The sequence below is a fragment of the Acinetobacter legionensis genome, assembly GCF_048552295.1.
In the GTDB taxonomy this organism is placed as follows: Bacteria; Pseudomonadota; Gammaproteobacteria; order Pseudomonadales; family Moraxellaceae; genus Acinetobacter.
The window spans coordinates 51,144-62,092 of the sequence record NZ_JBIMCW010000018.1 but is presented as its reverse complement, the minus strand read 5'-3'; the positions used below and the strand labels follow the sequence as shown (position 1 = coordinate 62,092).

Sequence of the window (10,949 nt, the reverse complement as noted above, 5' to 3'; positions counted from 1 at the left end):
TTTGGATATTTAGCTTTAGTTTTTGCCCTTTTGATATCAACAAGCCTATGCGATATGCATTGAGTATGCCTTAAACAACAATTGGACATTATTTTGTTTTTAAATAATTTCAGTTGGCTTTATATTTCATCATAAATAAATCAATACTTTCGGTGATGATTTGCTGTTTTTCATCTTCGGTGGGAATTGGGCGGATCCCCAATAAGACCTCGTGGTGTCGAACACCCAATAATAATGACAGAATCAGATTGATTTGTTTTTCAATGTTATCTGCTTGAATAAATTTAAGCGTGCCCGCTTGTTGGAAAAAATCTTGCCAGACTGCACACATTCTTTGATGGGAAGAATTATAAAACTGTAAAGCTAAAGGATTTTTTTCTGCGGCAAGTTCTAACAGCAAATGCTCAAGTTTAATGGCTTCAGGTAAGCTAATAACAGTGAGTGTCAACTCGCACGCCTGAAAAAAATGCGCATAAAAATTACTTTGAGCATTGAGCTGCAATGGCCGGGCATTGATGGATGCAGCACAAGTCTCTTCAATGGAGCAGCAAAATAAAGTTTCTTTATCTTGAAAATGGTTATATACCGTCAGCTTTGTGACGCCTGCTTCTTTGGCAATTTGGTTCATGCTTGAACCATGATAACCCAATTTTAGAAATAGCTTTTTGGCGGCTTCCAAAATGTGTTTCCGTTTTTCTAAGTCCTTGGGACGTCCAGCTGTTATTTGCACAATAAGTTCCAAAAAAAGAAAAATAGGTCAATTACTCTATACATGATTCACAATTACTGTACCATGCAGTATATTAATTAAAAAATGAGCAAATAAATATACTCATTCTATTTTGCCCGAAAAAATGCATTTGATTAAGAGCCTTGCCTATGCGTAGTTTAAATTTAATGATCACGAGCCTATTGGTATTGTGTAGTGTAACAATAGTGGGGTGTAGCAAACCAGCACCTGAAGCGGAACAAATTCCCTTGGTGATGGTGACGCAACCTGCAACATCACATGAAGACCAAAAAAGTTATGCGGGGGATGTTCAAGCTCGACAGCAAACAGCATTGGCATTCCGTGTCGGGGGACAAATTACAGAACGCTATGTCGATGTTGGGGTTCGTGTCAAAGTTGGGCAAGTCTTAGCAAAACTTGATGTGAAAGATGCCCAATTACAATTGAATTCAGCCAAAGCACAACTTGAAAGTGCACAATCTGCGGCTAAGGCTGCAGCAGATGAATTTAAACGCTTTCAGCAGCTCTTACCGATCAATGCCGTGAGTCGTTCACAGTATGATTCAGTGAAAAATCAATATGATGCTGCTCAGGCAAGTTTAAAACAAGCCCAATCTAATTATGATGTGAGCGCCAATCAAACAGGTTATAACCAATTGATTGCCAATAAAAATGGGGTGATTACCCAACGTAATATTGAAACTGGGCAAGTGATTTCAGCAGGGCAAGCGGCATACCAACTGGCGATTGATGGTGATCGTGAAGTGGTGATAGGTGTACCTGAACAAGCCATTGCAGAGATTAAAGTCGGTCAAAATGCATGGGTAACTTTATGGTCTAAACCTCAAGATCGATTTGCTGCCTATGTTCGAGAGATTTCTCCAGCAGCCGATCAATCACGTACATTTATGGTTAAAGTGGCTTTAAAAGAAGGGCAGTCCGCTATTCAACTTGGGCAAAGTGCGCGGGTATTTTTTAATCAAAATATTCAAAATGTATTGAGTGTGCCTTTATCTAGCGTCTCAGCAAACAATAATCAAGCCTATATCTGGGTGGTGAATCCAGATCAAACGATTCGTAAAGTTTCAGTGACTTTGGGCAGCTATGGTCGTGACAGCGTTACTGTTGTGAATGGCTTAAATCCTGGGCAATGGGTGGTTGTAGGAGGGGTACATTTACTTCGTGAAAAGCAAAAAATAAAACCGGTAGACCGTGAAAATCGTGCTGTAACTGTTCAAAAAGGAGCATGATCATGAGTCCATTTAACGCCTTTAACTTGTCAGAATGGGCACTCAAAAATAAAGGATTAGTACTTTATTTTATGATTTTGCTCGGTATTGTTGGGCTATTTTCCTATTCAAAGCTCTCTCAGAGTGAAGATCCACCATTTACTTTTAAAGTCATGGTGGTACAAACCTATTGGCCTGGTGCAACAGCTCAAGAGGTTTCTTTACAAGTTACCGATAAAATTGAAAAAGAACTGATGAGCACAGGGCTCTATGACAAGATTATGGCTTACTCGCGTCCGGGTGAGTCTATGGTCATGTTTATGGCAAAAGACTCATTAAAATCTAACCAAATTCCAGATGTTTGGTATCAAGTGCGTAAAAAAGTAGGCGATATCAAAACACAGTTACCTTCTGGTGTTCAGGGGCCGTTCTTTAATGATGAATTTGGTGACACCTTTGGGAATATCTATGTCTTAACAGGCAAAGATTTTGATTATGCAACGTTAAAAGAATATGCAGACCGGTTACAGCTTCGCTTACAACGGGTAAAAGATGTCAGTAAAGTCAATCTGGTGGGCTTACAAGATCAAAAAATTTGGATTGAGCTTTCCAACACCAAAGCCGTGCAAATGGGCGTACCAGTTACTGCAATCCAAGAAGCCTTGGCAAAGCAAAACAGTGTGACCAGTGCAGGCTTTTTTGAAACAGGCACTGACCGTATTCAAGTGCGAGTCAGTGGTGCTTTAAAAAGTGTCGATGATTTGAAAAAAATGCCATTGTTGGTGGGAAATCGAACCATTCAACTGGGCGATGTTGCTGACGTTTATCGTGGATTTAGTGAGCCTGCACAACCTCGCATGCGTTTTATGGGCGAGAATGGAATTGGTTTAGCGGTTTCTATGCGTAAAGGTGGTGACATCATCGCATTGGGTAAAAACCTAGAAACGGAATTTAAAACCTTACAAAAATCACTGCCTTTAGGTATGGAACTGAAAAAAGTTTCAGATCAGCCTGTGGCTGTTCAACGCAGTATTCATGAATTTGTCAAAGTTCTTGCAGAAGCAGTCATTATCGTTTTATTGGTGAGCTTTTTTTCGCTTGGTTTTCGTACAGGCTTGGTGGTGGCATTTTCGATTCCGCTGGTGCTTGCGATGACTTTTGCAGGCATGAATTTATTTGATGTTGGCTTACATAAGATTTCTCTAGGAGCCTTGATTCTGGCCTTAGGGTTATTGGTTGATGATGCCATCATTGCTGTCGAAATGATGACCATCAAAATGGAGCAGGGCTATAGCAGGATGAAGGCAGCTGGTTTTGCATGGACCAGTACGGCATTTCCAATGCTGACAGGAACATTAATTACCGCAGCAGGTTTTTTACCTATTGCTACAGCCGCATCAAGCACAGGGGAATATACCCGTTCAATTTTCCAAGTGGTGACCATTGCCTTAATTGTTTCATGGATTGCTGCTGTGGTTTTCGTTCCTTATCTAGGCGATAAGTTACTTCCAGATTTTAACAAAGTGCCACAAAAAGCGCCGTGGTATCAGCGTCTTCTCGCAAGATTACGAAAGCAACCAGAACCTCAGCCCGTGATTCATCATACTGGTGAGCATTTTGATCCATATCAATCTAAATTTTACCAAAGCTTTAGAAAGTTGGTGAATTGGTGTGTCACCTATAGAAAAACCGTCATTTCAATTACGGTTGGGGTTTTTGTCCTGTCTGTGGTGATGTTTAAGTTTGTACCCCAACAATTTTTCCCGTCTTCAAACCGTGCTGAAATTTTGGTTGATTTAAAATTGGAAGAAGGCGCATCACTGACTGCAACTGAAGATGCCGTGAAGAAAGTCGAGGCATTTTTATCCAAGCAAAAGGGCATTGATAATTATGTTGCTTATGTAGGAACAGGTACACCACGCTTCTATCTGCCTTTAGATCAACAGATGCCACAAGCCAGTTTTGCACAATTTGTGGTTTTAGCATCGTCATTGGATGATCGTGATGAAATTCGTAAATCCTTAGATACACAAATTCGCCAATTATTGCCGCAGGTGCGTATCCGTGTCTCTTTATTAGAAAATGGTCCTCCAGTCGGCTATCCATTGCAATTTCGTGTATCAGGTGAAGATATTGCAATTGTTCGTCAGGAGGCGCAAAAAGTTGCTCAACTGGTGGGTGAAAATCCAAATACCGCAAATGTTCATTTGGACTGGGGTGAGCAAAGTAAAATCATTTCTTTGGTGATTGATCAAGACCGTGCCCGTCAAATGGGTGTGACCTCAGAAGATTTGGCGAATTTTTTAAACAGTTCAATATCGGGTGCAATTATCAATCAATATCGTGAAAAACGTGAGCTGATTGATGTTCGTATCCGCGGTGATCAGGCTGAGCGAGTCAATGTTGAAGCATTATCCAGTCTTGCTGTTCCAACAAGCAAAGGCACCACCGTACCTTTGGCGCAAATCGCTACACTCCAATATAAATTTGAAGATGGTTTGATTTGGCACCGCAATCGTTTACCGACCATTACTGTACGTGCAGATATTCGGACCAAGTTACAGCCTGCAACGGTGGTCAATGAGCTGGCTGAAAAAATGGATCAGCTTCGTACAACCTTACCAAGTGGTTATTTGCTAGAAGTTGGTGGCGCGGTAGAGGAGTCGGCAAAAGGGCAAACTTCTGTAAATGCAGGGATGCCATTATTCCTTGCGGTGGTATTTACTTTGCTGATGCTGCAGTTAAAGAGTATTTCGCGCTCATTCATTGTATTTTTGACAGCGCCGTTAGGTTTAATTGGGGTGGTATTATTCCTGCTCTTATTCAATAAGCCTTTTGGTTTTGTGGCGATGCTGGGCACCATTGCATTATCTGGAATGATTATGCGTAACTCACTGATTCTGATTGATCAGATCGAACAAGATATTCGAGCTGGGCAGAATCAATGGGATGCGATTTTGGATGCTACAGTTCGTCGATTCCGTCCCATTATTCTCACCGCCTTGGCAGCGGTATTGGCCATGATTCCGCTTTCTCGGAGTATTTTCTTTGGACCAATGGCAGTGGCTATTATGGGTGGTTTAATTATTGCGACACTTTTAACGTTATTTTTCTTACCAGCGTTGTATGCGACTTGGTTTAAGATTAAAAAAACTACAGAAAATACATAAATTGTTGAGAATATTAGGTGCGAAAAATTGAAAACTTCAATATAGTAGCACTTAATCTTTAACAGAAAATAACATAGGAAATTTTATTGCATAATAAGTAAATCGGTATGCAATAAATTTGAGGTCAAAAACACCCATGGGGCAAACAAATCCAGAACAGCATCGTAAATTTATTACGAGCTCTTATTTGTTTATGTTTCTTGCATTGTTTACGGTGATTACAGCCGTGTTGGCGTATTGGTTAGCACGTAAAGTAGCAGTGGCAGATAATGCAGAGGTATGGATACATGCGCAAGCGTTGTGGATTATGCGCAATGCTCTCATTTTTTTGATTTTGGCAGCCTTTGCTGCGCTATGGTTTATTCCGTTAATCTTTTTCTATTGGGACAGTTTCATTTGGGTAAAAGCGTGCACTGTGGCAGGTGTGGTATTTAGTGCCATTGCGTGGTTATATTTACTCAATACATGGCTCAAAGGTTTTACTAAATATTTACAGAAAAAAGCTGTTTTTTAAAAAAAAACCACATTTCACGCTTGTAAAAAATAACATCGCCCCCAATTTACTCTGCATAGAAGTATTATCAAATTTTGTGGAGCATCGCCAATCATGGCTAAACGTGATTATTATGAGGTTTTAGGTGTTGCTAAAACCGCTAGTGATGATGAAATTAAAAAAGCCTACCGTAAGTTGGCGATGAAGTATCATCCAGATCGTAATCCTGACAACTCAGAAGCTGAAGAAAAGTTTAAAGAATGTGCGGAAGCATATGAAATTCTTTCTGACGGTGAAAAACGTAGCATGTACGACCGTATGGGTCATAACGCCTTTGAAGGTGGTATGGGCGGCGGTGGCTTTGGTGGTGGTTTCAGCGCCGAAGACATTTTCAGTCAGTTTGGTGACATCTTCGGTGGCGCTTTTGGCGGTGGTGGCCGCGGTCAGCAACGTGCGCGTCGTGGTTCCGACCTGCGTTATGTCATGGAATTAACGCTTGAAGAAGCGGTGCGAGGCGTTAAGAAAACCATTACCTTTACTGCACCAGCACCTTGTGATGTGTGTGATGGTAAAGGTTCAAAAAATCCAAATGATGTAGAAACCTGTAAGACTTGTCATGGTGCAGGTCAAGTGCGTATGCAACAGGGCTTCTTTTCTGTTCAGCAGACATGTAGTACCTGTCGTGGACAAGGTAAAATTATTAAAAATCCATGCAGCAAATGTCATGGTTCAGGTGTATCAGATCGTCAGCAGACTCTTGAAGTTACTATTCCTGCAGGTGTTGATAATGGTGATCGCGTTCGCTTAACAGGTAAAGGTGAAGCGATCCGTGATGGTCAATCTGGTGATTTATACGTTGAAGTCGTAGTGCGTGAGCACGATATCTTCCAACGTGATGGTGCAGACTTATATATGGATGTACCTGTCAGTATCGCAGATGCTGCTTTAGGTAAAGAACTTGAAATTCCAACATTGGATGGTCGAGTTAGTTTGAAAGTTCCTGAAGGTACACAAACTGGTAAAATGTTCCGACTACGTGGTAAAGGGGTAAAACCTGTACGTAGCAGTATGCAAGGTGACTTACTTTGCCGTATTGTGGTGGAAACACCTGTACATTTGACCAGCCGCCAACGTGAGCTATTGAAAGAACTTCAAGCCACGATGGAAAGTGATGACAATAAATCGTCACCGAAGAAAAAATCTTTCTTCGATCGTTTATTTGACTAATTGAGTTTAGACCTTTTCATTTAGCAAGCTAAACATTGAAGATGTAAAAACGGAGCAACAGATCTTGTTGCTCCGTTTTTTTATTTTGATGCTTGATCTGATGGTGATAAATCAAATTCGTTGTCATCCGGGGCCGCATCTATTGAATTATCATCTTGGGGGAGTATCACCGCGGGATGTGTTGCTGGTGTCGATGATTCTGATGATGGAGCGGGAGAGGATGTAGGCGTTGTGTCTTCGGCCCAAACGAGTGAAACAGTTGTTGTTATCACCAATCCTAAAATGATTTTTTTGAGTTGCATGGTATTTCCTTTGATATTCGCTTTTTATGATTGCATCCAAGCGCTTTTAGTTTAATAGATCTGAAAAATTTAATTTTTACTTTTTAGTTATTTTTAGCTGTAATTTAATATACATTTCAATAAATTTTTAGATGATTTAAAAATAATATAACTGTTAATGTTTAGCGATAAAGCCTGATTTTTATGATGATGATTACAATTGAATTGGGCTATTTTAAAAAAAGACAGGTCGAAGATATTGGACATACCCTCAACCGCTGAAAAATAGGTGCTTATTACTCGATGATCGGTGCATCAATATCTTCAACACGAACTTCTGTTTGAGGTTCAGATGCAGTGTTGCTATTGGGTTGAACAAGTGTTTTTTCTTCAGTTGTTGCTGATGTTGTTGTAGGTGCTGATTCAGCCCAAACATTTGTCATCATCATGCCGAGTACTAGAGCGAAAGCCATTTTATTCGAATGCATATTGATCTCCTTATAAGCCATATTCTTTTCATTCGTGGCATGTAGTCTGCTGTGGGATTTTTGCATTTTGATGAAATAAATTTGAAAAGTTGTAAATTTTTCAAAGTTTTACCGATATATTTTATAAAATTAATCTATTTATTCGTTCAGGCTATTCCGGACCAATGAGCGCATCAGATCCCAAAGCAAGCAAAAAGATCACAGTATTTTTTTATATTGAAACGTCGTCTTAGAACCGAGTTTTGTTATAGTAGAGCCAAATTTTCAAATTCAGATTTAGGAAGATCGTATGTCAGCAGCTCCACGCATTGGTATTGTAGGTGCAGGTGGCCGTATGGGCCGTACATTGATTCAAGCTGTACAACAAGCAGGTTTTCAACTTGCTGCTGCAGTAGAGCGCCCGGAAAGCACATTAATTGGTGCAGATGCAGGAGAGCTTGCAGGAATTGGTGCTGTGGGGATTAAAGTGGTTGGCAACTTGGAAGAGATCCTCAAAGATGTGGATGTGGTAATTGATTTTACTGCGCCTGTTGCAACTGAACATAATTTAAAACTATGCAGTGCTGCTGGTGTTGCAATGGTGATTGGTACAACTGGTTTCTCGGATCAACAAAAAGAGCTATTAAATCAATCTGCGACTCAGACACCGATTGTTTATGCGGCAAATTATTCAGTGGGTGTGAATGTTTCGATTAAATTACTTGAGCTGGCAGCTAAAGTATTTGGCGATACTGTGGATATTGAAATTATTGAAGCGCATCACCGTCATAAAGTAGATGCACCATCAGGTACTGCTCTGATGATGGGTGAAGCTGTTGCTGACACACTGGGTCGTGATTTAAAGAAAGTTGCTGTCTATGGTCGTGAGGGACATACAGGTCCACGTGAACGTGAAACCATTGGCTTTGAAACGATTCGTGGTGGTGATATTGTGGGCGAACATACAGTGATGTTTATTGGCGAAGGTGAGCGTGTAGAAGTGACACACAAAGCCACGAATCGTATGAATTTTGCTGCTGGTGCTGTACGTGCAGCCGCTTGGGTTGTCGGCAAAGATGCAAAAAAATACGATATGAAAGACGTTTTAGGCTTAAATGATATTTAAGCTTAAAATCTGATGCGATAGAATTAAAACAATTAGTCAAATTTTGAACATTCAAAAATGAAAAAAACAGTGATGTTATTTGCTTGTGTAATCAGTGCTTTTGGCCTGACTACACAAGCTGCTTTACCAAGCAATGCCAAATTGAGTTTGAATAAAAATAACATTCAGGTATGGACATACAAGGATGCCAGTAATTCTGTGTTGTCTTATAAAGCTGAAACAACATTAGACGTACCAATTGATCGTGCTGTTGCTTTGGTATTGGATGTTAAAAACTCACCGAAATGGGTCCCCAATGTTGCCAAAGCTGAAGTGTTATCTCGCGATGATAAAAAAGGTGAATTCAGCATTTATATGGTTTTAGATTTTCCCTTTCCGTTAAAAGATCGCGATATGGTGGTCAAAGGAACCATGTCTAAAGATGCAAATGGCAGTATTTTTATTAAAAATTCTGCGATTCAGCAAGGTAAAGCACTGAATCCTGACTATGTGCGTTTAAAAGATTATTCAGGTGATTGGATCTTTCAAAAACTGGGTGCCAATAAAGTCAAAGTCATTACCTCTGGACACGCCAATCCAGAAGGTTCCATTCCTGCAAGCTTAACCAATATTTTGGTCGAACAGCAGCCTTATCAGATGTTGCAGAAAATGAAAACAGAATTGGCAAAGAATAAACCCTTTACAGCTTTGCCTGATATTTTAAAATAGGCATTGTTTGATCAATAATTCTGAAGCAGATCACTTATTGACGAAACAACGCTATATTCGAAAAAATAAAGCTTGGCAGATCTTTCCGCTCATTTAACTATTGAAAGTAACCTTTCTCAATGTGTTGATGTAGAAAGAAAGGTTACTTGCAGTCTTTGTGGCGATTGTTAAGCGCTACGCTGAATGGCTATATTGTTGAGCAGGTGCTTTATTCATTTTCATTTGAATAAAAACCAGCACTAACCCTAAAGCTGTAAGTACCGCACCTGCAATAGACACCGCAGCATAACTCATGCCCATACTCAATACTGCTCCACCAGCTGTTGCACCTAAAGCATTGCCTAAATTAAATGCCCCAATATTCACAGAGGACGCCAATCCAGGTGCTTCATGAGCAACAGACATGACACGCATTTGTAAAGGTGGGACCACTGCAAAGGCTGCTGCTCCCCAGACAATCAGTGCCAATGCTGCACCAATTTGAGTTTGAGCCAGTATTGGGAACAGCAACATGCTCACCATCAGTAACAGCAAGAAACTGGTCAATGTTTTGGTCAGTGACAGGTCTGCAAATTTCCCACCTAAGTGATTACCAATTGAAAAACCAATCCCAATCAGTACCAGCATCAAAGTAATAAACATTGGGCTTGCATGGGTGATGTTTTGTAGGCTAGGCGCAATATAGGTATAGAGGGTAAACATTGCACCTGCACTCATCACAGTGGTGAGCAATGCAAGAACCACAGGCAACCGAGTCAGCACTTTTAATTCTGCTTTGACATCAGGACGTTGACTTGCTTTATCTTCAGGCAAGGCTTTCCATAGTGACAGCATAGTAATCACGCCGAGTAAGGCGATTGCTGCAAATGACATACGCCAACCAATATTCTGCCCAACCCATGTGGCTAAAGGCACACCACCGATGTTGGCAATGGTGAGGCCCATAAACATGGTAGCAACAGCACTGGCTTGTTTGTCTTTAGGTACGACGCTTGTTGCAACAATGGAACCAATCCCGAAAAACACCCCATGATTGAGGCTGGTCAGGATTCGAGCGGCCATTAAGCCCCAATAATTGGGGGCAATTGCAGCGAGAATATTGCCAATGGTAAAAATAATCATGGCTAGAATAAGCGCTTTACGTCGTGGGAACCGTCCAAACCATAAGGTCATAAACGGTGCGCCAATCATAACTCCGAGTGCATAAGCGGTGATCAGCATACCTGCGGTTGGGATTGAAATATTCAAATTTTCTGCAATTTGGGGAAGAAAGCCCATAGGAGAAAATTCAGTTGTTCCTATTGCAAAAGCACCAATCGCCAATGCGAGTAAGGGAAAATTTAATTTCATGAGAAATCTCAAATATACAGCATATTGAAAATGATGGGATGTAACAGTGTGCGGTCAATCACGAGGATGGTCATTTACTTTTCAGCCGCTATTTTGATGAAATGACAAAATAAAGCTTCGCAAGAAAACACTCTTGCGAAGCAATCTAAGTCATGATCAAAAGGGGTA

At 40.6% G+C, this 10,949-nt stretch carries 10 protein-coding genes; 6 read left to right on the top strand and 4 right to left on the bottom strand.

Features of this window, described 5'->3' with window-relative positions:
* Positions 1-109: 109 nt before the first annotated feature.
* Positions 110-730, bottom strand: coding sequence for a TetR/AcrR family transcriptional regulator (locus ACG916_RS14545; protein ID WP_262084767.1), 621 nt, complete (start codon positions 728-730; stop codon positions 110-112).
* 149 nt (positions 731-879) lie between these two features.
* On the opposite strand from ACG916_RS14545, the gene ACG916_RS14540 reads away from it, so the two are divergent.
* The 4 genes from ACG916_RS14540 to dnaJ all read left to right on the top strand — a co-directional run bounded on the left by ACG916_RS14540 (position 880) and on the right by dnaJ (position 6,849).
* Positions 880-1,980: an efflux RND transporter periplasmic adaptor subunit gene (locus ACG916_RS14540; RefSeq protein WP_419330248.1), complete on the top strand. Its 1,101-nt coding sequence runs from the start codon at positions 880-882 to the stop codon at positions 1,978-1,980.
* Between the two features lie 2 nt (positions 1,981-1,982).
* Positions 1,983-5,129: an efflux RND transporter permease subunit gene (locus tag ACG916_RS14535; RefSeq protein ID WP_151801881.1), complete on the top strand. Its 3,147-nt coding sequence runs from the start codon at positions 1,983-1,985 to the stop codon at positions 5,127-5,129.
* Positions 5,130-5,265: 136 nt separating this feature from the next.
* Positions 5,266-5,643, top strand: a complete 378-nt coding sequence (locus ACG916_RS14530; protein ID WP_004718846.1) for a hypothetical protein — start codon at positions 5,266-5,268, stop codon at positions 5,641-5,643.
* A 93-nt stretch (positions 5,644-5,736) separates the two neighbouring features.
* Entirely contained in the window at positions 5,737-6,849 is a 1,113-nt protein-coding gene (gene dnaJ / locus ACG916_RS14525; protein ID WP_004718844.1) for a molecular chaperone DnaJ, read from the top strand.
* 80 nt (positions 6,850-6,929) lie between these two features.
* On the opposite strand, the gene ACG916_RS14520 is transcribed toward dnaJ, so the two are convergent.
* Positions 6,930-7,151 (bottom strand): hypothetical protein, encoded by a 222-nt coding sequence (locus ACG916_RS14520; RefSeq protein ID WP_004818245.1) that lies wholly within the window; start codon positions 7,149-7,151, stop codon positions 6,930-6,932.
* 275 nt (positions 7,152-7,426) lie between these two features.
* Positions 7,427-7,618 carry a hypothetical protein gene (locus ACG916_RS14515; protein WP_004818247.1) on the bottom strand — a complete coding sequence of 64 codons (192 nt, stop codon included), beginning with the start codon at positions 7,616-7,618 and terminating at the stop codon, positions 7,427-7,429.
* Between the two features lie 289 nt (positions 7,619-7,907).
* Here ACG916_RS14515 and dapB point away from each other — a divergent pair, with 289 nt between their 5' ends.
* Complete coding sequence (dapB, locus tag ACG916_RS14510) at positions 7,908-8,723, top strand: 4-hydroxy-tetrahydrodipicolinate reductase (RefSeq protein WP_004718838.1); 816 nt, start codon at positions 7,908-7,910, stop codon at positions 8,721-8,723.
* Between the two features lie 57 nt (positions 8,724-8,780).
* Entirely contained in the window at positions 8,781-9,431 is a 651-nt protein-coding gene (locus tag ACG916_RS14505; RefSeq protein ID WP_151956668.1) for an START domain-containing protein, read from the top strand.
* 174 nt (positions 9,432-9,605) lie between these two features.
* Here the strand turns inward: ACG916_RS14505 and ACG916_RS14500 are convergent, their stop codons facing one another.
* Positions 9,606-10,781, bottom strand: a complete 1,176-nt coding sequence (locus ACG916_RS14500; RefSeq protein ID WP_004718835.1) for an MFS transporter — start codon at positions 10,779-10,781, stop codon at positions 9,606-9,608.
* Between the last annotated feature and the right edge of the window lie 168 nt (positions 10,782-10,949).

What these genes read in the sequence shown, in the direction of transcription:
- ACG916_RS14515 (WP_004818247.1), bottom strand. Translation starts at nt 7,618, where the DNA reads ATGCATTCGAATAAAATGGCTTTCGCTCTAGTACTCGGCATGATGATG.
- dapB (WP_004718838.1), top strand. Translation starts at nt 7,908, where the DNA reads ATGTCAGCAGCTCCACGCATTGGTATTGTAGGTGCAGGTGGCCGTATG.
- dnaJ (WP_004718844.1), top strand. Translation starts at nt 5,737, where the DNA reads ATGGCTAAACGTGATTATTATGAGGTTTTAGGTGTTGCTAAAACCGCT.
- ACG916_RS14535 (WP_151801881.1), top strand. Translation starts at nt 1,983, where the DNA reads ATGAGTCCATTTAACGCCTTTAACTTGTCAGAATGGGCACTCAAAAAT.
- ACG916_RS14505 (WP_151956668.1), top strand. Translation starts at nt 8,781, where the DNA reads ATGAAAAAAACAGTGATGTTATTTGCTTGTGTAATCAGTGCTTTTGGC.
- ACG916_RS14500 (WP_004718835.1), bottom strand. Translation starts at nt 10,781, where the DNA reads ATGAAATTAAATTTTCCCTTACTCGCATTGGCGATTGGTGCTTTTGCA.
- ACG916_RS14540 (WP_419330248.1), top strand. Translation starts at nt 880, where the DNA reads ATGCGTAGTTTAAATTTAATGATCACGAGCCTATTGGTATTGTGTAGT.
- ACG916_RS14520 (WP_004818245.1), bottom strand. Translation starts at nt 7,151, where the DNA reads ATGCAACTCAAAAAAATCATTTTAGGATTGGTGATAACAACAACTGTT.
- ACG916_RS14530 (WP_004718846.1), top strand. Translation starts at nt 5,266, where the DNA reads ATGGGGCAAACAAATCCAGAACAGCATCGTAAATTTATTACGAGCTCT.